Annotated in this window: 23 protein-coding genes and 1 pseudogene; 12 read left to right on the forward strand and 12 right to left on the reverse strand. The window is 67.9% G+C overall.

Annotation, left to right across the window (positions count from 1 at the left end):
• Window position 1: 1 nt before the first annotated feature.
• Genes ACJEIK_RS15020 through ACJEIK_RS15040 form a run of 5 tightly spaced genes read left to right on the forward strand, consistent with a single transcriptional unit; the run spans window position 2 to window position 5,440 of the window.
• On the forward strand, window positions 2-730 hold the full coding sequence (locus tag ACJEIK_RS15020; RefSeq protein WP_409429929.1) for a (Fe-S)-binding protein: 729 nt from the start codon (window positions 2-4) through the stop codon (window positions 728-730).
• On the forward strand, window positions 727-2,190 hold the full coding sequence (locus ACJEIK_RS15025) for a LutB/LldF family L-lactate oxidation iron-sulfur protein (protein ID WP_409429930.1): 1,464 nt from the start codon (window positions 727-729) through the stop codon (window positions 2,188-2,190). Before ACJEIK_RS15020 ends, ACJEIK_RS15025 begins: the two co-directional genes overlap by 4 nt.
• Window positions 2,187-2,804: a lactate utilization protein C gene (locus tag ACJEIK_RS15030; protein ID WP_409429931.1), complete on the forward strand. Its 618-nt coding sequence runs from the start codon at window positions 2,187-2,189 to the stop codon at window positions 2,802-2,804. The genes ACJEIK_RS15025 and ACJEIK_RS15030 overlap by 4 nt, the downstream gene beginning before the upstream one ends.
• Complete coding sequence (locus tag ACJEIK_RS15035) at window positions 2,804-4,294, forward strand: adenylate/guanylate cyclase domain-containing protein (protein WP_409429932.1); 1,491 nt, start codon at window positions 2,804-2,806, stop codon at window positions 4,292-4,294. Before ACJEIK_RS15030 ends, ACJEIK_RS15035 begins: the two co-directional genes overlap by 1 nt.
• Window positions 4,295-4,315: 21 nt before the next feature.
• On the forward strand, window positions 4,316-5,440 hold the full coding sequence (locus tag ACJEIK_RS15040; RefSeq protein WP_346414768.1) for an epoxide hydrolase family protein: 1,125 nt from the start codon (window positions 4,316-4,318) through the stop codon (window positions 5,438-5,440).
• Window position 5,441: 1 nt separating this feature from the next.
• Here ACJEIK_RS15040 and ACJEIK_RS15045 read toward each other — a convergent pair whose 3' ends face one another.
• The 4 genes from ACJEIK_RS15045 to ACJEIK_RS15060 all read right to left on the reverse strand — a co-directional run bounded on the left by ACJEIK_RS15045 (window position 5,442) and on the right by ACJEIK_RS15060 (window position 9,016).
• Window positions 5,442-6,818, reverse strand: coding sequence for a cytosine permease (locus tag ACJEIK_RS15045; RefSeq protein WP_064858141.1), 1,377 nt, complete (start codon window positions 6,816-6,818; stop codon window positions 5,442-5,444).
• Window positions 6,819-6,822: 4 nt separating this feature from the next.
• On the reverse strand, window positions 6,823-7,707 hold the full coding sequence (locus tag ACJEIK_RS15050) for an EamA family transporter (protein WP_409429933.1): 885 nt from the start codon (window positions 7,705-7,707) through the stop codon (window positions 6,823-6,825).
• 133 nt (window positions 7,708-7,840) lie between these two features.
• A complete protein-coding gene (locus ACJEIK_RS15055; RefSeq protein ID WP_082934594.1) occupies window positions 7,841-8,086 on the reverse strand; it encodes a hypothetical protein in 246 nt (81 codons plus the stop codon).
• A 108-nt stretch (window positions 8,087-8,194) separates the two neighbouring features.
• Complete coding sequence (locus ACJEIK_RS15060) at window positions 8,195-9,016, reverse strand: acyl-CoA thioesterase domain-containing protein (protein ID WP_409429934.1); 822 nt, start codon at window positions 9,014-9,016, stop codon at window positions 8,195-8,197.
• Window positions 9,017-9,101: 85 nt separating this feature from the next.
• Between ACJEIK_RS15060 and ACJEIK_RS15065 the strand changes: the two genes are divergently transcribed.
• The 3 genes and pseudogenes from ACJEIK_RS15065 (at window position 9,102) to ACJEIK_RS15075 (ending at window position 11,347) form a co-directional block, all read left to right on the forward strand.
• Window positions 9,102-10,025, forward strand: a complete 924-nt coding sequence (locus tag ACJEIK_RS15065) for a LysR family transcriptional regulator (protein ID WP_409429935.1) — start codon at window positions 9,102-9,104, stop codon at window positions 10,023-10,025.
• Complete coding sequence (locus ACJEIK_RS15070; RefSeq protein WP_409429936.1) at window positions 10,022-10,864, forward strand: tat pathway signal sequence; 843 nt, start codon at window positions 10,022-10,024, stop codon at window positions 10,862-10,864. The genes ACJEIK_RS15065 and ACJEIK_RS15070 overlap by 4 nt, the downstream gene beginning before the upstream one ends.
• A gap of 9 nt (window positions 10,865-10,873) precedes the next feature.
• A pseudogene (locus ACJEIK_RS15075) lies at window positions 10,874-11,347 on the forward strand (RDD family protein).
• A 3-nt stretch (window positions 11,348-11,350) separates the two neighbouring features.
• On the opposite strand, the gene ACJEIK_RS15080 reads toward ACJEIK_RS15075, so the two are convergent.
• Entirely contained in the window at window positions 11,351-12,862 is a 1,512-nt protein-coding gene (locus tag ACJEIK_RS15080; RefSeq protein ID WP_409429937.1) for a carboxylesterase/lipase family protein, read from the reverse strand.
• Between the two features lie 79 nt (window positions 12,863-12,941).
• On the opposite strand from ACJEIK_RS15080, the gene ACJEIK_RS15085 reads away from it, so the two are divergent.
• Window positions 12,942-13,640 carry a hypothetical protein gene (locus ACJEIK_RS15085; RefSeq protein ID WP_138249248.1) on the forward strand — a complete coding sequence of 233 codons (699 nt, stop codon included), beginning with the start codon at window positions 12,942-12,944 and terminating at the stop codon, window positions 13,638-13,640.
• A 3-nt stretch (window positions 13,641-13,643) separates the two neighbouring features.
• On the opposite strand, the gene fadD11 is transcribed toward ACJEIK_RS15085, so the two are convergent.
• Window positions 13,644-15,467, reverse strand: coding sequence for a fatty acid--CoA ligase FadD11 (gene fadD11, locus ACJEIK_RS15090; protein WP_409429938.1), 1,824 nt, complete (start codon window positions 15,465-15,467; stop codon window positions 13,644-13,646).
• A gap of 136 nt (window positions 15,468-15,603) precedes the next feature.
• Here fadD11 and ACJEIK_RS15095 point away from each other — a divergent pair, with 136 nt between their 5' ends.
• A complete protein-coding gene (locus tag ACJEIK_RS15095; RefSeq protein WP_267325872.1) occupies window positions 15,604-16,437 on the forward strand; it encodes a class I SAM-dependent methyltransferase in 834 nt (277 codons plus the stop codon).
• Window positions 16,438-16,444: 7 nt separating this feature from the next.
• On the opposite strand, the gene dnaE is transcribed toward ACJEIK_RS15095, so the two are convergent.
• The 5 genes from dnaE to lspA form a co-directional block, all read right to left on the reverse strand.
• A complete protein-coding gene (gene dnaE, locus ACJEIK_RS15100) occupies window positions 16,445-19,978 on the reverse strand; it encodes a DNA polymerase III subunit alpha (RefSeq protein WP_409429939.1) in 3,534 nt (1,177 codons plus the stop codon).
• A 67-nt stretch (window positions 19,979-20,045) separates the two neighbouring features.
• Window positions 20,046-20,711, reverse strand: a complete 666-nt coding sequence (locus ACJEIK_RS15105) for a TetR/AcrR family transcriptional regulator (protein WP_409429940.1) — start codon at window positions 20,709-20,711, stop codon at window positions 20,046-20,048.
• A 110-nt stretch (window positions 20,712-20,821) separates the two neighbouring features.
• Complete coding sequence (rarD, locus tag ACJEIK_RS15110) at window positions 20,822-21,751, reverse strand: EamA family transporter RarD (RefSeq protein ID WP_409429941.1); 930 nt, start codon at window positions 21,749-21,751, stop codon at window positions 20,822-20,824.
• The gene (locus ACJEIK_RS15115; protein WP_409429942.1) at window positions 21,748-22,671 is read right to left on the reverse strand and encodes an RluA family pseudouridine synthase; all 924 of its coding nucleotides are present in this window, start codon (window positions 22,669-22,671) and stop codon (window positions 21,748-21,750) included. The genes rarD and ACJEIK_RS15115 overlap by 4 nt, the downstream gene beginning before the upstream one ends.
• The gene (gene lspA, locus ACJEIK_RS15120) at window positions 22,668-23,255 is read right to left on the reverse strand and encodes a signal peptidase II (protein ID WP_409431700.1); all 588 of its coding nucleotides are present in this window, start codon (window positions 23,253-23,255) and stop codon (window positions 22,668-22,670) included. The genes ACJEIK_RS15115 and lspA overlap by 4 nt, the downstream gene beginning before the upstream one ends.
• A 156-nt stretch (window positions 23,256-23,411) precedes the next feature.
• Here lspA and ACJEIK_RS15125 point away from each other — a divergent pair, with 156 nt between their 5' ends.
• On the forward strand, window positions 23,412-24,335 hold the full coding sequence (locus ACJEIK_RS15125; protein WP_409429943.1) for an asparaginase: 924 nt from the start codon (window positions 23,412-23,414) through the stop codon (window positions 24,333-24,335).
• Here ACJEIK_RS15125 and ACJEIK_RS15130 read toward each other — a convergent pair.
• Window positions 24,332-25,669, reverse strand: coding sequence for a DNA polymerase IV (locus ACJEIK_RS15130; protein WP_409431701.1), 1,338 nt, complete (start codon window positions 25,667-25,669; stop codon window positions 24,332-24,334). The two genes, ACJEIK_RS15125 and ACJEIK_RS15130, sit on opposite strands and share 4 nt — an antisense overlap.
• Window positions 25,670-25,729: 60 nt before the next feature.
• On the opposite strand from ACJEIK_RS15130, the gene ACJEIK_RS15135 reads away from it, so the two are divergent.
• Window positions 25,730-25,939 (forward strand): RNA-binding S4 domain-containing protein, encoded by a 210-nt coding sequence (locus ACJEIK_RS15135; protein WP_061000815.1) that lies wholly within the window; start codon window positions 25,730-25,732, stop codon window positions 25,937-25,939.
• Window positions 25,940-25,941: the final 2 nt, after the last annotated feature.

The raw sequence follows: 25,941 nt of genomic DNA on the forward strand, positions 1-25,941 counted from the left end.
GGTGCGGATAGCCCTGTTCGCGACCTGCCTGGCCGATGCCATGTTTCCGGCTGCCGCCATCGCCACGGTGCGGCTGCTGGAACGGCTCGGCCACCAGGTGGAGTTTCCGGCCGAGCAGACCTGCTGCGGGCAGATGCACGTCAACACCGGGTATCTGCGCGAGGCCGTGCCGCTGGTGCGCAACCATGTGGAGGCATTCGGCGGCTTCGACGCGATCGTGGCGCCGTCCGGGTCCTGCGTCGGGTCGGTGCGACATCAGCATGCGATGGTGGCGCGGCGCGCCGGGGACGACCAGCTGGCCACGCAGGCCGAATCGGTTGCGGCACACACCTTCGAGCTCTCCGAGTTCCTGGTGGACGTACTCGGCGTCGACGACGTCGGCGCCTACTACCCGCACCGCGTCACCTATCACCCGACGTGCCACTCGCTGCGGATGCTGGGCGTCGGTGACAAGCCGCTGCGACTACTGCGCAACGTCCGGGGCCTGACACTCGTCGAGCTGCCCTCGGCCGAATCCTGTTGCGGCTTCGGTGGCACATTCGCCTTGAAGAACGCCGACGTGTCCACGGCGATGCTCGAAGACAAGATGGCGAACATCACGACGACGGGCGCCGCGGTGTGCACCGCCGGTGACGCATCGTGCCTCATGCACATCGGCGGAGGCCTGAGCCGGACCGGCAGTGGGGTCCGCACCGTGCACCTGGCCGAAATCCTGGCGGCCACATCGTGACCGCGGTGTTCCTCGGGCAGCCGGGTGTGGGGAATCTCCGTGGCGATCATAGTTTTCCGGCGGCGGCGCGGACAGCGCTGGCCGATGAGCAACTGCGCCGCAATATCGGCCATGCCACCGGCACCATCCGCGCCAAACGCCTTGCCGCCATTGCCGAATGCGACGACTGGGAACAGCTGCGTGCGGCCGGCAGTGCGCTGAAACAGGATGTGCTGGCGCGGCTGCCCGAACTCCTGGAGGAACTGGAAGTCAACGTCACCGCGCGTGGCGGCACCGTGCACTGGGCCCGCGACGGCGACGAAGCCAATCGCATTGTCGCCCAGCTGATCCGGAACACCGGCAGCACCGAGGTCGTCAAGGTGAAGTCGATGGCGACGCAGGAGATCGGGCTCAACGAATACCTGGAGGCCCAGGGCATCACGCCCATCGAGACCGACCTGGCCGAGCTGATCGTCCAACTCGGACACGACAAACCGAGTCACATCCTCGTCCCGGCCATCCACCGCAACCGTACGGAGATCCGGGACATCTTCGAACGCGAGATGCCCGGCGCGGGCGACCTCACCGAGGAACCCCGCGTGCTGGCGATGGCCGCCCGCGCGCATCTGCGTCGAAAGTTCCTGTCCGCCAAGGTCGCCGTCAGCGGCGCCAACTTCGGGGTCGCGGAGACCGGCACCCTGGCGGTCGTCGAATCCGAGGGCAACGGACGGATGTGCCTGACCCTGCCGGAAACCCTGATCACCGTCATGGGCTTCGAGAAGGTCATCCCGCGCTTCACCGATCTCGAGGTGTTCATGCAACTGCTGCCGCGGTCGTCGACCGCCGAGCGGATGAACCCGTACACCTCGATGTGGACCGGCGTGCACCCCGGGGACGGACCGCAGCAGTTCCATCTTGTGCTGCTCGACAACGGCCGGACCCGGGCACTGGCCGACGAGGTGGGACGTGCTGCGCTGCACTGTATTCGGTGCAGCGCCTGCCTGAACGTCTGCCCCGTCTACGAACGCACCGGGGGGCACGCCTACGGCTCGGTGTACCCGGGGCCCATCGGCGCGATCCTGAGCCCGCTGCTGACCGGGACCACCGGACACGACGATCCGAACGCGAGCCTGCCGTACGCGTCGTCATTGTGCGGCGCGTGTTTCGAGGCCTGCCCGGTGCGCATCGACATCCCGTCGATCCTGGTGCATCTGCGTGCCGCGCAGGTGGATCAGGAACGAGGTGGGCTCCCGTCCGGGCAGGATCTGGCGATGAGAACCGCGGGCTGGGCCATGGGGTCCGCGGCGCGGTTCGGGTTGGCGGAGAAGGCTCTCGGTGCGGGGCGGCTGCTCGCGGGCAAGGACCACCGCATCAGCAGGCTGCCCTGGCCGGCGTCGAAATGGACTGCGAGCCGCGATGTTCCGGCACCACCCGCGGAAACGTTCCGGCAGTGGTGGGCCCGCAATCGGGGCACCCGGTGAACGACGCACGGGCCGAGGTGCTGGGCCGGATCCGCGCGGCACTGGGGCCGGACGCGCCCGCCGCGGTGCAGGTGCCACGTGACTACGACCGAGAACCGTTGTCCGGCAGCGGTGACGTCGAACGATTCGCCGCGACGGTGGCCGACTACCGGGCGCAGGTCCACCGTGTCGGCGCGAGCGAGGTGGCCGCCGCCATCGGTGCCCTCGTCGGAACCGGAACGGCCGTCATCCCCGCGGATCTGCCGCCCGACTGGGTCACCGGCATCCACACCGTCGTCGACGACCCGCCTGTCGGCCTCGACGCGTTGGACAGCGTCGATGCGGTGGTGACCGGCTGCGCTCTCGGGATCGCGGCGACCGGCACCATCGTGCTGGATGCCGGTGTGGCACAGGGCCGGCGCGCGCTGACGCTGGTACCCGACCATCACGTCTGCGTCATCGGGGCCGACCAGATCGTCGATACCGTGCCGCAGGCCTTCTCGGCGCTCGACCCCTCGCGTCCGCTGACCTTCATCTCCGGGCCGAGCGCGACGAGCGATATCGAACTGCAGCGCGTCGAAGGCGTGCACGGGCCGCGCACGCTCGACGTCGTCATCGTCGGAGCCGGCCGCTGATGACCGAGCCCGCAGCGACCCGGCCGAGCGCCCATTCGATCGCTGTCCGCTACACCGCCGGATTCACGTTCGCCTACCTGCTGACCACTGCCGAGGTCGTCGCCACCGTCGTGGCGCTGTGCGCCGAAACGCACAGCGCGGCCAGCACGTTGCTCAGCCGCGCGAACCTGGCGCCACTGATCGCCATCGTCGCGGTCGGCACGGTGATCGTCACGGTCGGGAGTTACCGCGAGATCATCGGCATCGCCCGCTGGTATGCCGCCGGCGCGGTGCCCGATGACAGCCAACGGCGACGCGCCGTCACCGTGGTCCAGCGACAGGCGGCGCTCTCGGCTGTGGTGTGGACCATCGGCGGCGCCACCCTCATCACGACCAATCATCAGGCGATCCCGGCAACGCTGCTCGCCATGACGGCGATTTTCGGCGCGGTGTCGACGCTGAGCACCGGCATGTTGTTCACCCAGCGCGCATACCGGCCGCTGGCAGCTGCGGCCATGCAGGATCATCTCGGCCGGACCGTCACGCCGGGTGTGCTGGCGCGCCTGGTGATCATGTGGGTGATGAACAGCGCGCTGCCGAGCCTGTTCATCGCCGTGCTGATCGTCTGCCGGCACATGGGCTGGTTCATGCCCAAGTCGGCGTCGGTGGACATCCCCGTCGTCGTGGTGGCGGTGGTATCGATGGCGCTCGGGCTCCGGGCGCTCATCGTGGTGTCGCTGTCGATCTCCGATCCGGTGCGCGACGTGGTCGAAGCCATGGCCGAGGTGGAACGCGGCGTTATCGGGCGGACGGTGCCCGTCTACGAGCAGTCCGAAATCGGGCGGCTGCAGAGCGGATTCAACCGCATGGTCGCCGGGCTGCTGGAACGCGACCGGCTGCGCGACCTGTTCGGCCGTCACGTCGGCCCCGACGTGGCGCGGCTGGCCCTGTCGTCGGACGAACCGGGCGGCGAGGTCCGCGACGTCGCGGTGTTGTTCATCGACCTGACCAGTTCCACCCAGATGGCCGAAACCATGGCGCCCGCAGACATCGCCGCGGTGCTGAACGACTTCTTCCGGATCGTGGTGGCCGCCGTCGATCAGCACGGTGGGCTGATCAACAAATTCCAGGGTGACGCCGCACTGGCGATCTACGGCGCTCCCCTGCGTTCGGACTCCGCGGCCACCGACGCCCTGGCGACGGCCCGCACGCTCGGCGTCGCGCTGCAGCAGCTCCCGGTGGTCGATTTCGGCATCGGGGTCACCGCGGGCAGCGTGTTCGCCGGCAACATCGGCGCCGAGAACCGCTATGAGTACACCGTGATCGGTGACCCGGTGAACGAAGCCGCTCGGCTGGCCGATGTCGCCAAGAAGGAGCCCCACCGGACCCTCGCCTCCGACGCCGCAATCAGCCTGTGCGACAACGCAGAACGCGGGCACTGGCGAAGCAGCGGCAGCCGGATGCTGCGCGGACGGTCGAGCCTCACGCACACCTCGGTACCGGTCGGGTAAGAATGGACCATTGTGACTGACATCGTGCCGTTTCAGATCGCCGTGCCCGACGCCGTGCTGGACGATCTGCGCCACCGCCTGACCAACACCCGCTGGCCGGAAGCCGAATGCGTCGACGACTGGAGCCAGGGCATCCCGCTGGGCTACGCGCGTGACCTGGCCGCCTACTGGGCGGACGGCTACGACTGGCGGGCCCGCGAGGCCGCGCTGAACCGGTTCGACCAGTACGTCACCGAAATCGACGGCCTGGATATCCATTTCATCCATCAGCGGTCACCGCACCCCGAGGCGCTGCCGCTGATCATCACGCACGGGTGGCCCGGGTCGATCGCGGAGTTCCAGAAGGTCATCGGGCCGCTGACCGATCCGACCGCGCACGGCGGACGGGCCGAAGACGCGTTTCACGTGGTGTGTCCGTCCCTGCCGGGCTACGGATTCTCGGGTAAGCCCGCGGCCAGCGGCTGGGGCGTCGAGCGGATCGCGCAGGCATGGGACGACCTGATGGTGCGACTCGGCTACCCCCGCTACGGCGCGCAAGGCGGCGACTGGGGCGGCGCGGTGACCACCCAGATCGGGCGAAACGTGGGTCATTGCATCGCGATTCACACCAACATGCCCATGGGCCGGCCCGCAGCCGGCACCACGGAGTTCACCGCCGAGGAACAGCACGCGCTGGCGGCGTTGAAGCGTTACCAGGACGTCGACTCCGGCTACGCCAAGCAACAGTCCACCCGGCCGCAGACCATCGGCTACGGCCTGGTCGACTCACCGGTGGCGCAGCTGGCGTGGATCGTAGAGAAGTTCTGGTCGTGGACCGACCACGACGGTGACGTCGAGAGCGCACTGAGTCGCGACGAGATGCTCGACGACGTGATGATCTACTGGGCCACCGCCACCGGGGCATCGTCGGCACGGCTGTACTGGGAGAGCTTCCGGGTGTTCGGCGGCGCGCGGCAGAAGGTCGAACTGCCCACCGGTGTCGCGTCGTTCCCGAAGGAGATTCTGCGGGCACCGCGGTCCTGGTGCGAGAGCGGCTACAACATCACCCACTGGACGACGATGCCGCGCGGTGGCCACTTCGCGGCGTTCGAGCAGCCCGAGTTGTTCGTCGACGACGTGCGCACCTTCTTCGCGACGGTGCGCTGACTCACGAAGCCCGCAGCCGCCGGTAGCCGCCGTAGATCACCAGTGCGACAACAAAATTCACGAAGTACGCGATGTCGGCGCCATGCCAGGCGACGGCGACGGGTCCTTGCAGCAGCGTGGTGTTCATGAACGGGATCGCGGCGCCGTAGGCCACGGCGAAAGCGGCGAGCGCGGCGATCGCATCGGCGCGCGGCGTCGTCTCCGCGGCCGGGTCGACGGTCAGCCGGCCGCGGCTGCGACGGCGCCAGTCGACGATCACGATGGCGGCGAAGGCCGGAATCCAGTAGCTGATCAGGAGCAGCACATTGGTGAATCGCGTTGCGGTGTCGCCGGTATGGAGCCAGAGAATCAGACCGAACGCCAGCGCCGTCACCACCAATGAGGACACCGGCCGCCGCACGCGCACGCCCAGCGTCTGCAGCGCAAGGGAACCGCTGTAGTCGTTCATCACGCCCGAGCCGACCGACGCCAGCGCGATGACCGCCAGCGCGATGGCACCCAGGGCTCCCCCGCCCATCACCGACCGCACGCCTTCGGCGGTCTGGTCGGTGATGAGACTCCCCGCAGCGATGCCGATGGTCTCGACGAACACGTAGGCGGTGGCCAGTCCGGCGAAACTGAACCCGAACACCTTGCGCGGCGCGGAATCCGCCGGGAGGTAGCGACTGAAATCGGCGGCATAGCTGGCCCAGGACACGGCCAGGCTCAGCGCGATCGTGACCGCCAGCACGAAGGCACCGGCGAGGTCGGCACCATGCGCGGTGGCCGGCGTGACGACCTGGTGTCCGGCAACGAGTTTGACCGCGAACACGACGAACGTCGCGAACAGCACCACCGTGAGAACGGCCTGCAGTCGATGAATCAGCTCGTAGCCGATGAACCCGACCGCGCCCTGCACGCCCAGCACGATGAGCACGGCCGCCCAGAACGGGATACCGAGCAGCACCGCCAGCGCCTCGCCGCCGAACAGACCGACCAGCGCGTCCCACGCCACCGACGAGAGCCATTGCAGGACAGCGGGTACCGCGATCAAGCCACCGAAAGCCATCCGCGCACCGGGCAATTGCGCGGTGCCGGTGCGAGGACCCAGCGTGGAGAGGTAGCCGACCACCAGTGACCCGAGCACCGTGCCGACCAGCATCGCCAGCATCGCCAGCCAGAATCCCAGACCCAGCGCACCGATCATCGCGCCGGTGAAGACGCACGTCATGTTGATCTGCGGCGCGAACCACACCGTGAACAGCCGGCCCGGTGTGCCGTACCGGCGGTCGGCCGGAACCGGGGCGATGCCATGGGTTTCCACCGACATGTCCCCGGCCCGGCTGGGGGTGCGGCCGGTGAACGACGAGGCGGTGAGCGCGGTGGCCGGTGGCGTCATGCCCCTATTCGACCATGAGGGCCGGTTCCCGGTGGCCTGCCCCGGCCACGGGTCGCGCACCGCGGCGGGCGGCACCGACACCGGCCAGCACGACAAGTGCGATACCGGCGATGGCAGGCAGGCCCGGCACCTGATGCAGGATGAGCAGCCCGAGCATCATGGCGAAAGCCGGCTCGAGGCTCATGAGCGTGCCGAACGCTGCCGCGGTGAGGCGCTGCAGCGCCAGCATCTCCAGAGTGAACGGGATGGCCGGCAACAGGATGGCCAGGCCCAGGCCGGCCAACAGCAGGTGCGGCGTCAGATGGCCGATGACCGACGGCCCGGCCACCATGGTGACGACCAGCCCGGCGACCGGCATGGACACCGCCAGACCGGTGATGCCGGTGACCTCGTCGCCCACGCGCTGGGTCAGCAGGATGTAGGCACCGAGGCAGACCGCCGAAGCCAGCGCGGCCAGTACCCCGACGGGGTCGACGGCGGCGGCCCACGGTTCGGTCAGCAACACGACGCCGGTGCCGGCCATCGCCGGGAACAGCAGACGCCCGCGGCCGCGCCCCTTGGCCACTGCGACGGCAAGCGGCCCAAGGCATTCCAGGGCGCTGGCGGTGCCGAGCGGGATGCGGGAGACCGCCACCATGAACAGCAGGGTGAACCCGGCGGTGGTGATGCCGAGCAGGACGCACGACACGAACGCTGACCGCGTGAAGGACGCCGGCCGCGGCCGGACGAACAGCAGCATCAGCACGCCCGCCCACGCGAGGCGGAGCCACGCCACACCGGCCGGCCCGACACCGTCCATCAGCTTCACCGCGAGCGCCGCGCCCAGCTGCACCGACATCATCGACGCGACGGTCATGAGTGCGCCGTTTCGCGCCGCTGCGGTGGTCATGCGGGTAACTGGAACTGGAACGTTCATGTCCACGTGATAATCGTGGACATATCGTTCGCAATTCATGAATGAAGCCGTTGTTGCAACGACTGCAACAACGGCTCCTTCGTGATCTGCATCAGAACCGGACCGATCAGAACGTCGGAACGAACGTGCCGTTCACCCAGACGCCCCAGTGGTTCCATCCGGCATCCCAGACCTGGGGATTACCCATCGACCACGCCGGTTCAGCCGGCTTCGGGGGTGCCCATGCCGGCGGCGCCGTCACGGTGGGCCCGGGAGGCGGCGTCATGCCGGCCGTGGCCAGGCCTGTGCCGACACCTGCGGCGCCGGCGAACAGTGCACCGGCAACAGCAGTGGTGACAGCTGTTTTCTTCATCCTCATCGCGATCCTCCAATCAGATGATTGCGGGGTGTCCACCCCACGGATTGCTCGGACAGTTCTTGGTTACCGCATGCATCCCATCGCTAAACCTTCTGCAGCGCTTCAGACCTCGCGCCTGATCCGCTCCGGGAACCGGCTGTGGCCGAAGTCGATCTGCGCGGCGGGGTTGCTGACCGCGGTGGTCAGGCCGGTGCCGATCGGTCCAGCGCTGTCGTACAAGGTGGTGGCACCGACCGCGATACCCTGGGCCGCCCAATGCGTCTCGGCCTCGACGCCGACCCAGTCGTCCTGCGGCAGCCGCGTCAACGCCACAGTGAGGTCGCCGTTGATGTAGCCGATGCCCGCGGTGCCCAGATTCGTGACCATGCTGGTGCCCTCGGCCGTCACCGCGGCACGGACGAACGGGGTGTTGACCTGCCCCTCGATGACGTCGATGGGCCGGTTGACGTAACGCTTGCGGCCGGTGTTCTGATGCTGGGCGATGGTTCGCGTCCAGCCGACACCGTCACTGCTGATGTATGGCGCCAGGCCGTCATCGATCACCGCGGGCGGCTCGAAATCGGTTGTGCCGAACCACTCCTCACCAGCAGGCGCCTCGGCGAGCCGATACTGCACCAACGTGGCCCTGGCGACAGTGACGCCGTCCTGCACCACGTCACACTCGGAATTGCGCACCCGCCGCCCGTCCCGAACCAACTTCACCACCGTCGTCGTCGGCACGCCACGCGCGGCGCGGAACAGGTCGACGGTGAGCCGGGCCGGCAGAAAGTCGGGCAATCCGAACGCGGCCTCCAGCGCATGCGCGGCCAGCCCCACCACCGCCGGGCCGTTGAGATGGTCCTCACCCCACAAGCTCTGGGCGAATCGGGTCGGCTGAACCCGATCGGCGTCGATCGGGACGAAGTGCGCGGGGCGTGCGGTCATTTTCGGATCGTCGCACATTGGCTAAATATTCATAACTTCGGGCCGGAACACACAGAATCGTGCAGATTCCCTGGACAATGATGGGATGGACACCCGTCGGCTGCGCCTCCTGCTGGCGCTGTCGCGCCTGGGGTCGATGCGGGCCGTCGCCGAGAACCTCGATCTGACGACGTCGACGGTGTCGCAACAGATCGCGGCACTCGCCAAGGAAACCGGCACTCAACTGATCGAACCGGAAGGCCGCCGGGTCAGGCTGACACCGGCCGGACAGCGCCTCGCCGACCATGCGGTGACCATCCTCGCCGCCGTCGACGCGGCGCGTCTCGACCTCGATTCCGGCGCCGAGCCCGTCGGCACCCTGCGGATCGGCGGCTTCGCCACCGGCATCCGCGTCTCGCTGCTGCCGATCCTGGCGGAACTGACCCGGGAACACCCTGGAATCGATGTTGCGATAAGCGAGTACGAGCCCATCGAGGCGTTCGCGTTGCTCACCGACGACGACCTGGACCTGGCCCTGACCTACGACTACAACCTGGCTCCGGCCTCCCCCAGCCCGCTCCTGGAAGGCTTTGCCCTGTGGTCGATTCCATGGGGGCTGGGCCTGCCGGCCGATGAGGCGAACGGACCCGCCGAACTGTCCGAGTACGCGGACCGAACCTGGATCGTCAACTCGCGCAACACCGCCGACGAGGATGCCGTCCGCACACTGGGTGCGCTCAGCGGATTCACCCCGCGCATCGCCCATCAGATCGACAGCCTGGAACTGGTCGAGGACCTGATCGTCGCCGGGTACGGCGTCGGGCTGCTGCCGCTGGAACGGCCCACCAGCGCGGGCATCAAGGTCGTCCCGCTGGCCGGGCCGACGGTGATCCACACCGCCTACGCCGTCACCCGCAAGGGCCGCACCAACTGGCCACCGCTGCGGGCGGTGCTCGACCGGCTGCGCCCGGGCGACGGGCCGGTGCCGCTGCCGACATGGCCCCGGCCAGAGGCGGTCGGCCCCGAATGACACTGACCGAGATCTGGGAGGCTACCGGCGTGAAACTGCTCAGGGCGGCACTGGTCGCAACGCTTTTGACCGGGACCGCACTGCCCACCGCCCGTGCCGAATGCACCGGCGCCTGCGATGCGCAGCAACGCATCGCGACGGCGGACTCCTACCTCGCGACCCGGCCGGGCACCGTCGGATATGTGCTCCGCGACCGCAAAACCGGTGCGGTGTACCGCAATTCGCATGCCGGCGACATGGTCTGGACGGCCTCGACCATCAAGCTCGGCATGGTGGTGGACCTGTTCGCCCGGCAGAGCGCCGGGCTGCTGCGGCTCACCGACAACGACATCGCCCTGATGGGCAAGATGCTGCACACCTCGGACAACGACGCCGCCGACACCCTGTGGACCCGGTACGGCGGGCCCGACCACACGATCTTCAACAACGACTTCCCCCATTTCGGCATGACCCGGGTACAACCACAGCGCGGATTCGGAGACATGTTCCCGTACTGGGGCTTTCAGAAGTCGACCACCGACGATCTGGACCAGATGGTCAACTACATGCTGACCAAGCTACGGCCCAACGAGACCGCCTGGATCGTGAACGCCATGCAGCACGTCGACCCCATTCAGCAGTGGGGTGTCTGGGGCGCCGGCCCGGGCATGGCGCCCGGCAACAAGGACGGCTGGTCCGACGAGCAGGGCGGCTGGGTGACCAACACCGTCGGATTCGCCGGGCCGGGACAACGTTTCACCCTCGCCGTCATGAACGCGTTGAACGGCGCCGGCGGCAATGCGGACGGCCAGGCCACCACTACGCGGCTAAGCCAGATATTGCTGGCCGATCGGCAGTAAATTGACGCCATGACCTACGGCGAGAACTACCCCACCCCAGGCGCTTACGGCGCACCCACGCCGGTGCATCCCGGTGACCTGCTGCCCCGATTCTTCGCGCGGTTCATCGACGGGCTGATCGTCGGAGTCCTGGCCTTCTTCGGCGCCTTCTCCATCGGCTCGATGTCCGACGTCATGGTGACCGGCCTGTTCTCCGGACTGGGCACTTTCCTGTACTTCGTGCTGTTCGAGGTCCTGGCCGGGGCGACGCCCGGCAAGATGCTGCTGGGCCTCAGCGTTCGCGGACCCCACGGCATGGCGAAGCCCGACTTCAAGCAGTCGGCCATCCGCAACTCGTTCACCCTGCTGCCCATCATCCCGTGAGTCGGCGGGCTGCTGGCGTTCATCGCCTACATCTTCATCGCGGTCACCATCAACTCCAGCCCCTGCAAACAGGGCCGGCACGACGAACTCGCCGGCGGCACCCAGGTGGTCAAGAAGTAGGCCCTAGCCGTGGACCAGTGAAAAGCCTTCCCAGGCCTGACGCTGCTCGGCGCGCGGATCGAACTCGACGCGGGTCTTGCGGTCGAACACCAGCACGGCGCGGTCGGCTGCGTCGTACTGCGGCCAGCCCTCGCCGGGGATGCCCGTCCTGGCGAACGCCCGCCACCGGTTCTGGACGTCATTGCTGATCCGCAGCGCCGACTTGCGGTCCATGGCGGCGGTCAGCACCGAACCCAGCGGGGTCCGGTACACGTCGAACACCGCGAGCAGTTCGGTGGCGTGCGTGGCACCGAGGCCGGTCCAATGCAGCGCCGGCGGCGCGTAGTCGTACCGGTAGGCGTACGTGGGCGCGTGGCGCATGTGCGCCCCGGCGATCTCCCAGGACGCGGTGCCGAAAGCGAAGTCGCCGCCGAGCTTGATACAGGCGTCGGCAGACCGCGGATAGCCCGGATACGCCCCGGTGATCCGGGCGCGCCGTTCCGCAGGGAGGTGAGCGAGGATGCGTTCGATCATGGCCTCGTTGGTGGGCAGCAGCTGCATGAACTTGGTGAACAGCCGGCCCTCGTCGGCATTGCTACCAACGATCAGCGGCACCTGGTGGGCCCGCCCCTCGCGCATCGCGACCATGGGGTCTTCGGGCAGGAACTCGGTTCCGTACGCCGGCCCGGCCGGGAAGGCACCCGGCATGTCGCCGACGGCACCATGAATGACGCGGTCCAGCGCGGCCATCAGCTCACCCGGTCTCGCCGACATCAGCGCGGCGGCACCGTCCCGCTCGCCGGCTCCCAAGGCTTCGGCGAACTGCTTCGCGAACTGGGCGGCCGCGTCGGGTGAGCGCACCATGCCGCTGGCGGGGCTCTCCGCAATCGCCTGGTGGAAAAGGCCTTTCGCCTGCGGCACGGCGAGCAGCGTCGCCACGGCGTGGGCCCCGGCGCTCTCCCCGAAAATGGTCACGTTGTCCGGGTCGCCGCCGAACACGGCGATGTTGGTCCGCACCCACTTCAGCGCCGCCACCAGGTCCCGCAGGAACAGATTGTCGTCCAGCGGGTGCTCCGCCGTGGCCAGGGTGGACACATCGAAGCAGCCGAGCGCACCCAGCCGGTAGTTGGCCGAGACGAAGATGCAGCCGCGCCGCGCCAGCGCGGCACCGTCGTAGATCGGGGTCGCGGAACTGCCGAGGATGTAACCGCCACCGTGGATTAAGAACATCACGGGCAGCGGCTCACCGGTGGACTGCTCGGGCGTCACCACGTTCAGCGTCAGGCAGTCCTCGCCCATCGGCTGGTACTTGCCCACGCTCAGCATCGTGTACTTGCGCTCCTGCGGCGCGCAGTAGGTGAAGCCATGGCAGTAGCGCACGCCGCGCCAGTGCTGGACGGGTTGCGGGGCCCGGTAGCGCCACGGACCCACCGGGGGCCGCGCGTAAGGTACGGAACGCCAGCGGTGCACGCCGTCGCGGGTGAACCCCTCGATGGTTCCGCTGTCGATAGTCACGCGGACGGTACGTTCGTGCATAAATGGACACTATCGAAAATCTGTAATCCTCGGGGTGCCTGAACCGCGTGTTGGGGTGGTGCCGGTTACCCTGGCGGGCATGCGACTTCCGGTGGCCCTCGCGGCATGTGCCCTGGTTGCTGGTTGTGCCGCCAATTCGGACCAGCACGGACAGCCCGGCGTGGCGATCTCCGAGCCGTCTCTGTCGGCCACCGCACCGGCGAGTCGTCCCCCGGCCCCGGCGCCCAAGGCCGCGCCCACGACGCCGCCGCCCGCGGGCGCGCCGGTCGCCGACGTGATCGCCTGGGTGGAGGCCGGCACCCCGGCCGACCCGGCCGGGTTCCACACCGCGACACGCGACGGCGCGCCCACCGATCTGGGCACCGACATCGCGTTCACCACGGCGTCGGGCGCCAACTGCATCACCGACAAGGGCTTCAACGGTGCACTGGCATGCCTGATGCACCTGACGTCCCCACCGCCGCAACCGGCCGACACCTACGGCCACTGGGTCGGCGGCTGGGTCGATTTCGAAGGACCCACCGCGGAAGTCGGTTCGGTACACGGGGATCCAGGGCGTTTCAACGCCGGCACCGGACCCAAACTGAAGGACGGCCAGAGCCTGCGGTTCGGCGACTATCAATGCCGCGCCGACGCCACCGGGCCGGTCTGCGTGAATTACGCGCGCCGTACCGCGGTCCGGTTCAGCAACGCCGGCATCCAGACCTTCGGTTGCCTGACGCCGGTGCTGCCGGCGCCCGAAGGCGTCGGGCTGAAGTTCGCCTGCACGACAGCCTGAGCCTCAATTCGACGCCGCGACAGTCGCTTTCGGTTCGTGGACGGTCGGCCCCGGCGCGGCTTCGTAGAGCGCTTCGATCTCCGCGGCGTACTTCTCGACGATGGGGCGCCGTTTGAGCTTCATCGTCAAAGTGATCTCGGCTCCCCCGGGCTCCCAGAACGTCGGCAACACCGAGAACCGCTTGATCTGCTCGACGCGTGACAACTCGGTATTGCCTTGCGCCACACCGGCGGCGATCTGTGCGATCAGTTCGGGATCGGCCGCCAGCGCCGCCGGCGATGCGTCGGCAAGTCCGCGCTGCGCGGCATAGGGACCCGCCGACTCGGCGTCGAGCACGATGAGCGCGGTGTTGTACGGCCGCGCATCGCCGATGGCCATGACCACGCCGATCAGCGGGCACGCCGCCTTGATGGATTTCTCGATGTTGGCCGGCGACATGTTCTTGCCGGCCGCGTTGATGATCAGTTCCTTCTTGCGGTCGACGATGGTCAGGTAGCCCTCGTCGTCGATCCGGGCGACATCGCCGGTGTGCAGCCAGCCGTCGGCGTCGAGGGCCTCCGCCGTCTTGGCCGGCTCCTTCCGGTAACCCTTCATGACCAGCGGCGCCCGCACCAGAAGCTCACCGTCGTCGGCCAGCCGGCATTCCACGCCGGGCAGCGGCCGGCCGACGGTACCGAGTTTCGTGTCGCGCGGGTGACTCACCGTGGCAATGCAACTCAGTTCCGACATGCCCCACAGCTCGGTCATCGGGAGCCCGAGACCGACGAAGAAACCGAGGGTCTGCACCGGGATCGGCGCCGCGCCGGAGACGGCCCACCGGACCTGGTCGAGGCCCAGCCGGTCACGCAGTTTGGACAGCACCAGGTCGTCGGCGGTGGCCCACTCGGCGGCCACGTCGTCGGGCACCGGTTGGTGCGCCAACAGCGGCGCGGCCTTCTTGGCGCCGACCGACAGGGCCCATTGCAACGCTGCCCGCTTCATCTCGTCGGGCTCGTTGGCCACCGCGAACTCGACTGCGGCCTTGAGCTTTTCCCACACGCGCGGCACCCCGCCCCAGACCGTCGGCCGGACCTCGGGCAACGCCGCGGCGATCGCACGGACGTCCGAGACGGTGGTGAGCTGCGTGCCGAAGACCTCCTGGAAATACAGTCCGGTCAGACGATCGGCGATGTGGGCCGTCGGCAGGTAGGACGTGCCGCGGTCACCGAACTGGATGCCCAGCACATCGTCGACCGCGAACGACTCGAACAGGATGTTGGCGTGCGTCATCTCCACGCCCTTCGGCTTGCCGGTGGTGCCCGAGGTGTAGATGAGCGTGACGATGTCGTCGGGCCGGACCGCGCGCCAGGTGGCCTCGAAGTCGAAGTCCGCCGGCGCGGATGCGAGCAGCTCCGCGACGCCGATGGTCCCGTCGACCGCGCCGTCGATGACCACGATGTGTTCGATGGGCGCGCCGCTGGCGCGAATACGGTCGACGAATTGCGCCTCGCACATCACGACTTTGGTGCCGGCATTGCCGAAGACGTGCGCCAGGTCCGCCGGGGGCAACGTGTTGTATACCGAGAACGACGTGGCGCCGACGTGCTGCGCGCCGACCTCCAGCGGATAGAACTCCACCCGGTTGGCCATCATCAGCGACACGGTGTCGCCGCGGGCCACCCCGAGCCCGCTGAGCCCGGCCGCCACGGCGCGGACCTGTTCGGCGTACTCCGCCCAGGTGAGGGTCGGCCCGCCGCCGGCGGTGCGCAAGGCGACGGCGTCCGGCTCGATCGACGCTGTCTGCTGGAACGCTTCACACAAAGTGGTCGGATGCTGCGCTTCAGACATTCCGGTGTCCCTCCTCGATGGGCCTCATGATCGAAGCACATCGCCGGCGTCTCATGGCACCACAGCGCGAAATCCACAGGGCGCTAAACATTTTGGGCTGAACGTTCAGCGCCAATGGGGGCGTATGGTCGGAACGATGGGAATAGCTGTGACGTCGCTGACGCCTGTCGAACAGACTGCTCTGCTCACCGTGTACGCGCGGGCTCTGGACAACCGCAAGCCCCGCTCGATTCTCCGCGACACCTGGGCGGACGCCGCCGTCGCGGCAATCGACTATGACTTCGCCGCGCTGGGCGTCCAGACCAGCGTGGTCTGCCAGACCGCGCTGCGCGCCAAGATGCTCGATGACCGCGTATCGGCGTTCATCGCATCGAACCCCGATGCCGTCGTGGTCGATCTCGGTGGTGGCCTCGACAGCGGCTTCTATCGGGTGGCCCCACCGCCGACGGTCGATTGGTACACCGTGGACCTGGCCGCCATTTCTGCGCTGCGCGACCAGATGCTGCCGGCGAACCCCCACTCTCATACGGTGGTGGCGTCGGTTGCCGAAACGAACTGGGCCGCAACGATTCCTGCGGACCGTCCCACCATGCTGGTGGCAGATGGCCTGTTCGCATTCCTGACCGAGCCCGTCATCGCCGGCGTGTTTCGCAGTGTCACCGCACACTTCCACCGCGGCGAGCTGGCGTTCAACGACTACGGACAGTTCGGGCCGGTCAGCCTGGCGGCGTTCAAGTACCTGCCGCAGAAGATGTTCAAAGACGTTGGCAGCCAACTGGGTTATGCGGGTTTCAAGGATGCACGTCACCCCCTGACGTGGAATCCCCGAATGCAACTCGTCGAAGAAGCCAGCCTGGCCCACCAGCCCGAGGTCGACCTGTTTCCCCGGGTGCTACGGATCGCCACCCGGCTGACGGGGCGCACCCGCGCGGGCGCGCGGAAGGCCCGGATCCTGCGCTACCGCTTCTGAACCGGCACTATCCGCCGAGGCAGCCCGGCCCCAGCAGTGCCTTCAGGTCGCCCATCAACGCCGACGACGGTGTCACGCGCAGCGTCTGGTCCAGTTCCAGAGTGGTGATGCGGTCTCCACTGATGAGCCGCAGATGCACCTGAGAGGTGCCCGGGTGGTGGGCCAGCACCTGCTTGAGCGCACTGACCTTCTCCGGCGTGCACTGCCGCGTCGGCAGCCTCACCGCGAGCGGACGGTCGGCCTGCGCGTTCGAGAAGTCGGGCACCACAAGGTCACTGGCGAAGATCGACACCCGCTCGTCTTCGACGCGCGCCTTGCCGCTCACCAGCACGATGGCGTCGTCCATGATGTCGGCACCGAACACGGCATAGGTCTTCGGGAAGAAGTTCACCGTCACCGAACCGTTGAGATCTTCCAATTGCGCTGAGGCCCAGGGCAATCCCTGCTTGTTGACGCGCCGGACCACACCCGCCAGGATGCCGCCGATGCGGACCTGGCTGTCGTTGGCGACAGCGCCTTCGAGAATGGCCGGAATCTGGGTGTCCACCTGCGCATTGAGCAGGTGCGCGACACCGTTGAGCGGATGGCCGGAAACGTACAGGCCCAGCATCTCGCGCTCCAGGGCGAGCTTGTGCTTGTCGTCCCACTCGTCGTCGGGCACCTTGATCGTGAAGGCCGCGTCCCCGGCATCGCCGGCGTCACCGCCGCCGAACAGATCGAACTGACCCATGGCCTCGGCCTTCTTGGTGCCGAGCACCGAGTCGACCGCATCGGCGTGCACCAGGAACAGGCCCTTGCGGGCATGGCCCAGCGAGTCGAAAGCGCCTGCCTTGACCAGAGATTCGGTGACCCGCTTGTTGCAGGCGGTGATGTCGATCTTGCTGAGGTAGTCGGAGAAATCGGTGTATTTCCCCTTGTCGGTCCGGCCCGCGATGATGGACTGCACCACGTTGGCGCCGACGTTGCGCACACCGCCCAGCCCGTACCGGATGTCCTTGCCGACCGAGGCGAAGTTGTGCACCGATTCGTTGACATCCGGTGGCAGCACGGTGATGCCCAGGCGGCGGCAATCCGCCAGGTAAATCGCGGCCTTGTCCTTGTCGTCACCGACCGAGGTCAGCAGACCTGCCATGTACTCGGCCGGATAGTTGGCCTTGAGGTAGGCGGTCCAGAACGACACCAGACCGTATCCGGCGGCGTGCGACTTGTTGAACGCGTAGCCGGCGAACGGCAGCACCGTGTCCCACAGCGCAGTGATGGCCGCCTGCGAGAAGCCGTTCTGCTTCATGCCGTCGGCAAACCCGCCGTAGGCCTCGTCGAGGATTTCCTTCTTCTTCTTACCCATCGCGCGACGCAGCAGGTCTGCTTGGCCGAGCGAGTAGCCCGCGACCTTCTGTGCGATGTGCATGATCTGTTCTTGGTAAACGATCAGACCGTAAGTCTCGGAAAGGATGTCACGCAGCGGCTCTTCGAGCTCCGGGTGGATGGGCTTGATCTCCTGCAGCCCGTTCTTGCGCTTCGCGTAGTCGGTGTGCGCGTCCACACCCATCGGACCCGGCCGGTACAGCGCCAGGACGGCCACGATGTCCTCGAAGCCCGTCGGTCGCATCAGTTTCAGCAGATCGCGCATCGCGGATCCGTCGAGCTGGAACACGCCGAGCGTGTCGCCGCGCGCCAGCAGCTCGTAGGTTTTCGGGTCGTCCAGGCTCAGGTGGTCGAGGTCCAGATCGATGCCCCGGTTGGCCTTGATGTTCTCCAGCGCGTCACCGATGACGGTGAGGTTGCGCAGACCCAGGAAGTCCATCTTCAGCAGGCCGATGGCCTCACACGACGGGTAGTCCCAGCCGGTGATGATGGCGCCGTCCTGGGCGCGCTTCCACATCGGGATGGCGTCGATGAGCGGTTCGGAGCTCATGATCACCGCGCAGGCGTGCACACCCGCGTTGCGGACCAGCCCCTCCAGCCCGCGGGCGGTCTCGTAGATGGTGCGCACGTCGGGGTCGGTGTCGATCAACGCGCGGACCTCGGCGGCTTCCTTGTACCGCTCGTGGTTGGGGTCGGTGATCCCCGCCACCGAGATGTCCTTGGCCATGATGGGCGGCGGCAGCGCCTTGGTGATGCGATCGGCGATGGCGAAGCCCGGCTGCCCGTAATGGACTCGAGCCGAATCCTTCAGTGCCGCTTTGGTTTTGATGGTACCGAAGGTGATGACCTGGGCGACGCGGTCACTGCCCCACTTCTCGCTCGCGTAGCGCACCATCTCGCCGCGCCGGCGGTCGTCGAAGTCGATGTCGATATCGGGCATCGACACGCGCTCGGGGTTGAGGAACCGCTCGAACAGCAGACCGTGCGGGATCGGGTCGATGTTGGTGATGCCCATCGCCCACGCCACCAGCGAACCTGCGGCCGAACCTCGGCCGGGGCCCACCCAGATTCCCACCTCGCGCGCGTGGCTGATGAGGTCACCGACGACGAGAAAGTATGCCGGGAAGCCCATCTGCACGATGACGCTGATCTCGTATTCGGCGCGGTCGAGATACTCCTGGGGCGGGCCGCCCGGGAAGCGCCGGTCCAGGCCACGCAGCACCTCTTTGCGCAGCCACGTGGCCTGCGTCTCGCCCTCGGGCACCGGGAAGATCGGCATCCGGTCGTGGAACTTCCAGACATCGGCGTAGGACTCGACGCGCTCGGCGATCAGCAAGGTCGAATCACAGGCACCGGGTACCTGGTGATCCCACATGGCCCGCATGTCCTCGGCCGACTTGAGGTAGTAGCCGTCACCGTCGAACTTGAACCGCGTCGGATCGGACAGCGTCTTGCCGGTCTGGATACACAGCAGCGCCTCGTGGTTGTGCGAGGCCTCGCGGGTGACGTAGTGGCAGTCGTTGGTGGCGAGCGGCGGGATGCCCAGCTTCTTGCCGATGTCCAGCAGGCCCTCGCGAACCCGGCGCTCGATCTCGATGCCGTGGTCCATCAGCTCGAGGAAGAAGTTCTCCTTGCCGAAGATCTCCTGCCACTTCGCGGCGGCCTCGACGGCCTCTTTCTCGTGACCGAGCCGGAGCCGGGTCTGCACCTCACCCGACGGGCAGCCGGTCGTGGCGATGATGCCCGCGGAATGCTCGGCGATGATCTCCGCGTCCATGCGGGACCACTTGCCGAGCTGCCCCTCGAACGACGCCAGCGACGACAGCTTGAACAGGTTGCGCAGCCCGGTCGCGTTCTCCGCGACCATCGTCATGTGGGTGTACGAGCCACTACCCGAGACGTCGTCGCTCTTCTGGCTCGGATCGCCCCAGGTGATGCGCTTGGTGTTGAAGCGCGCCGCGGGCGCGATGTACGCCTCGATGCCGATGATCGGCTTGATGCCCTCTTTGGTGGCGGTGTTGTAGAACTCGCTGGCGCCGAACATGTTTCCGTGGTCGGTCATGCCGATTGCCGGCATACCCAACCGGATGGCTTCCTGCACCATCGGCTTGACCTTCGCGGCACCGTCCAGCATCGAGTACTCGGTGTGATTGTGGAGGTGCACGAACTGGCTCATAGGGCTGCCAGTCTAAAACGGGCCACCGACACCTCTCGGCGTGTCGGGCGCTGTGTCGTCGGCGGGACTACGACGAAGCCGCGACGGCTGTTGCCCCGGGACCCACCAGCAACCCCTTGTGCAACACCTGTTGCAGTTGCTTAGTTACCGCTTCGACGCGATCCCGGTCGGCCACGAGCCCGGCATAGAACCCGAGCCCCCACACCATGGTGTACAGCAGGTCCGCCACAGGGGCCACAGCGGTCTCGGCAGGCAACTCACCGCGCGCCACGGCGTCGCGCACGGCCTGGTCCATGAATTTGCGGACGGCCGCCTTCGCGTCCCTGCGCGGGGCCGGCAACCGGTCGGCCTCCAGATAGGAGCTGACCAGCAGCGCCACACTGCCCGGTTCATGGACACCAGCGTTGCGGAATTCGGTGACGAGTACCGAAATCTGTTCTGGCAGAGTGGATTCCGCTCCCGCTCGGGCGATGCAGAGGTCGATCGTCGTGGCGATCTCATTCAGCAGACAGTGGTAGATGTCCTCGCGCGTCTGGAAGTGGTAATGCAGCGTGGGACGGCTCAACTCGGCGATCTCGGCGATGGCCTGGATGGTGGTTGCGTGGTAGCCACGGACCGCGATCACCTCACGCGCGGCCCCCAGGATGCGGGCTCGGGTCTGAGCCGAATCAGTACCCGCCGGGCGTCCTCTCCGACGCGGCGCCTTCACTTGGAGAACATCGAGTTGCACCATGCCACGTCCTCGCGCAGGGAAGGGATATTTACGAATTCAGCAAACTTTAAGATATAGCTGAAACGCGGTCAACCGCTACCCTGTCAACGCTGCCGCAGATTGCCGTGCGATCAGGCACGGATCGCATCCCGAGTGGCCCGGCCATCGGCTGCGACTCGCGCCCGAAAGACCGCGTCGCCGGTGAACACAGCAAGTGCAACCCAGATCAGCACGAACCCGGTCCACCGACCTGCCGGCATCGGCTCATGGCCGACAAATACGCCCCAGGCCATCTGCAGCGCCGGCGTCAGGTACTGCAGCAGACCCATCGTGACGAGCGGAAGGCGCTGCGCCGCACCGGCGAATATCAGCAACGGGAGCGCAGTCACCGGGCCGCACAACATCATCAAGGCCGCATGACCCGGCCCGAGCGCGGGCACCGTCGCATGCCCGGCGACCGCCAGGACCGCCAAATAGGCCAGCGCGAACGGGGCCGCGACACCGGCCTCGACACCGACGCTGACCCGAGGATCGGCCCGAACCACCTTCTTGACCGCGCCGTACACCCCGAATGACAAGGCAACGCCCAGGCCGATCGCCGGAAACTCACCGGCCTGTACCGCCAGCACGATCACCGCGGCCACCGCGATGACCAGGGCCGCCGCCTGCGCTCGACCCAGCCGCTCCCCGAACACCGCGACGCCAAGCGCCACACTGACCAGCGGGTTGATGAAGTAGCCCAGCGCCGCGTCCACCACGTGGCCGTTGGTCACCGCGTAGATGTAGATGGCCCAGTTCAGCGAGATCAGGGCAGACGCACACACCAGTAGCCCCCACGTACGACCCGAGAGTCGGCGCAGGTCACCGAGGCGACGGCCGACGGTCAGCACCACCAACATCAGCAGGAGCGTCCACACGATGCGGTGGGCGAGCACCTCGAACGCCCCGGCCGGCTTCAGCAGCGGGAAGAACGCGGGAAACAAACCCCACGAGCCGAAGGCGCCGAGCCCGAGCAGCAGTCCCCGGTTCTGGTTCGCGGTGGCCGTCGCGGTAGTCGTCACTGACGATGCAACACGTCCAGCGCGTGCTGCAATTCCGGCGGGTACTCGCTGGTGATCTCGATCCACCGACCGTCAGCAGGATGGGCAAAACCCAGCGACCGCGCATGCAGCCACTGTCGTTGCAGCCCAAGCTTTTTCGCGAGTGTCGGATCGGCACCGTAGGTCAGGTCCCCGCAACACGGATGGTGCAGCGCCGAGAAGTGCACCCGAATCTGATGCGTGCGACCGGTTTCCAGATGCACGTCGAGCAGGCTCGCCGCCACGAACGCCTCGACGGTGTCGTAATGGGTGATGCTGTGCCGGCCACCCTCGGTGACGGCGAACTTCCAGTCATTGCCCCGGGCCCGGCCGATCGGCGCGTCGATGGTGCCGCTGGACGGATCCGGGTGGCCCTGCACCAGCGCGTGGTACCGCTTGTCGACCGTGCGGTGTTTGAACGCCCGCTTGAGCACGGTGTACGCCCGCTCGGACAGCGCCACCACCATGACGCCGGACGTGCCCGCATCGAGACGGTGCACGATGCCCTGCCGCTCGTGGATGCCCGACGTGCTGATCCGGAAACCGGCCGCGGCGAGCCCGCCGAGGACCGTCGGTCCGGTCCAGCCCAACGAAGCGTGTGCCGCCACCCCGGCCGGCTTGTCCACGGCCACGATGTCATCGTCGGAGTAGAGGATCGCCATGCCCTCGATCGCCTGCGGAGTGTTCTCCACCGGTGGCGGCGCCTCCGGTAGCCGGACCTCCAACCAGGAGCCCGCCACCAGCTTGTCGGACTTGGCCGCCGGAGCGCCGTCGATATCGACACCGCCGTCTTCGGCGATCGTGGCCACCGCGGTCCGCGACAGCCCCAGCAGACGGGCCAGGCCCGCGTCCACCCGCATCCCGGCCAGTCCTTCGGGGACCGGCATCGAACGGCTACTCATCGGCCGGTTTCAGCCTCGTCGACGACCGCGGTGGCGGCCTCCGCGGCTGCGGGCTCGACCTCCGGCGGGCGCTTGCCGGCCGTGTCGTAATCGAATCCGAACATGGACAGGCCCACCAACAGCACCGCCCCGCAGACCACCGCGGAATCGGCGACGTTGAACACCGGCCACCAGCCGACCGACAGGAAATCCACCACATGCCCGCGCAGCGGGCCAGGCGCCCGGAAGAACCGGTCCACGAGGTTGCCGACCGCGCCGCCGAGGATCATGCCCAGGCCGAGCGCCCACCACAGCGAGACCAGACGCCGACCCATCCAGATGATGCCGAGCACCACACCGGTGGCCACCAACGTCAGCACCCAGGTGTATCCGGTGGCCATCGAGAAGGCCGCACCCGAATTGCGGACCAGCGTCCAGGTGACGGTGTCGCCGATGATCTCGACCGGCTGACCCGGCACCAGCAGCTTCACCGCCAGCACTTTGGTCACCACATCCAAGCCCAGCACCAGCCCCGCGACCGCCAGCAACAGCCGCAGGCGCCGTGGCGCGGGTTTGTTCTGAGGCAGCGAGGTCGCCGCGCTCATGGTCTCCAGGGTCGCCTCCGGCTCGGTCTCCAGGGTCGCCTCCGGCTCGGTCTCCAGGGTCGCCTCCGGCTCGGTCTCCAGAGTCGCCTCGGGCTCCGTGGATTCATCAGTCACGCCCCCATCATCCCAAAGACGCCGTGAGGAACAATTTCGCCTATGAATCGCGTCGTCGTGATCGCCACCGGAGGCACCATCGCCACCAGCACCGACCAACACGGAATCGCCCGGCCAACACGCAGCGCAACCGATCTGGTGGGCAGCCTCGGTTCGAGCGTCCAGGTCGACACCGTCGACCTGATGTCCGTCGACAGTTCCGAGCTGACCCCTACCGACTGGGACCGAATCGGGGCCGCCGTACAGGCGGCCGCCGATGCCGACGGGATCGTCATCACCCACGGCACCGACACCATGGAAGAAACCGCACTGTGGCTCGACATCACCTACGCAGCTGCCGCGCCGGTGGTCCTGACCGGCGCCATGCGCAGCAGTGACGCACCCGACCCCGACGGCCCGGCCAACCTGCGTGACGCGATCACCGTCGCCGCCAGCCCGTCCGCGCGCGACCTCGGGGTGCTGGTCAGCATGGCCGGCCGGGTGTGGCAACCACTGGGCATGACCAAGGCCGGTCACGGTCTGGTCGGCACCGCGGTCGGCGCGATCAGGGACGGCTCATTCGTTCCCGACGCGGTAAAACGGCGGCCGTTGCTCGGTGCCCTGTCGGCGGCAGCCGCGCCGCGCGTCGACATCGTTGCCGCCTATGCCGGCAGCGACGCGTTGGCCATGGATGCCTTCGCCGCAGCCGGCGCCGGCGGCATCGTGCTCGAGTCCCTCGGCTCGGGCAATGCGGGTTCCAAGGTGCTCACCGGCGTGCAGCGACTGTGCGCCGCCGGTGTCGAGGTGGCGGTCGCGACCCGGGTTCCGGGTACGCGGGTCACGTCCGGCTACGGACCAGGCCGCGCGCTGCTCGATGCCGGGGCGGTGTCAGCGGGTGGACTACGGGCCGCCCAGGCCCGGGTATTGCTGATGGCGGCACTGGCGGCCGGCATCCCCACAAATGAACTCTTCGCCGAGTGGGCCTAGTCCGCGCCGTCGTCGCTCGGCAGCTGCGCCAGATACTCCTGCCAGTCGAGGCTGTCGACAGGGTCGGCGCGGGTGATCAACGGATCATCAGCGGCGACCGTGCGGGCCACCCCGGGTCCACTGGCCCGGGTTTCGAATCGCACCGTCATGACACCGTGCCCGGCCCCCTGCACCCAGCCGTGGCCGTGGTCCGGATGCTGGACGTCGTCGCCGATGCGCCACGAGGATTCGGTGGGCGCGGCACCCACCGCCCCGGCCTGACCCGCCGACGTCGCCACCTCCGGACCGTCCACCAGCTCCAGCTCCGGGAACAGTGACTCCTGCCGCGCATCCGTCAGGCCCGAAAACCCCACGCCCACAAGGCGAATCGGACCGATCTCGATGGGATCGAGCAGCAACCGGCGGGCCGTCGCCGCCAGGGTCGACGGGTCGGTCGTCGCGTACGGCAACGTGGCCGAGCGGGTCAACGTACTCATGTCTGACTTCTTCAGCTTCACCGTGACGGTGCGGGCACCGCGCCCGTCGCGCTGCAGCCGGCGGTGCGCGTGCTCGGCGATGGGCCCGATCCTCTCGCGCAATTGGTCAAGGGTCGTCAGGTCGACCTGGAACGTGGATTCGGCGCTGATCTGTTTGGCCTCGGCGCGCTCGACAACCGGCCGGTCATCGATGCCGCGGGCCAGCCGGTGCAACGCCGGGCCGACGGTGCCGCCGAGGACGTCGGCGGCCTCGGCATCGGTGAGCGCCGCCAGCGCGCCCACGGTCTCGATGCCCAGCCGGTGCAGCTTCTCTTCGGCTACCGGCCCGATTCCCCACAGCTTGCGGACCGGTAGCGCCGCCAACAGCGAGCCCTGCTCGTCGCCACTGATGATCCGGACCCCGTCGGGCTTGGCCAGACCCGACGCGATCTTGGCGACCTGTTTGCCCGAACCGGCGCCGACCGAGGCCACCAACCCCGTCTCGGCGCGCACCGCGGCCCGCAGGTCCTGACAGAACTGCCGGACCTCGTCGGGCTCGGCACCGACCAGCTCGGCCGGCTCACCGAACGCCTCGTCGAACGACAGCTGCTCCAGCACCGGCACCACGGCACGCACCGCGTCGAGCGCCCGCCGGCTGGCCACCGAATACACCGCGCCACGCGGCGGCAGCACGACGGCGGACGCACCGACGAGCCGCCGGGCCTGATGCATGGGCATCGCCGAGCGGGCGCCGAATCTGCGGGCCTGGTAACTGGCCCCGGCCACCACGCCACGACCACCGAGCCCGCCGACCAGCACCGGGCGGTCCCGCAACGTAGGCCGGGTCAGCTGCTCGACGGACGCGAAAAAGGCGTCCATGTCGAGGTGCAGGACCCAGCGATCCACAGTGGCCAATGCTATGTCGATACCCTTCTCGGCATGAACGACGTGCCGATCCGTGACGAATCGATCCGGCTGGGGCAGTTCCTCAAACTGGCCAACCTCATCGACAGTGGCGCCGACGCCAAGGCGGTCATCGGCGACGGCATGGTGCGCGTCAACGGCCAGGTCGAGACACGGCGCGGACGGCAGCTGCGTCCCGGCGACACCGTGACCTTCGAGGGGCAGTCGGCGCGGGTCAGCGGCTGACC

Origin of the sequence: Mycobacterium sp. SMC-16 (genome assembly GCF_046250085.1) — a bacterium.
GTDB lineage: Bacteria > Actinomycetota > Actinomycetes > Mycobacteriales > Mycobacteriaceae > Mycobacterium > Mycobacterium phocaicum.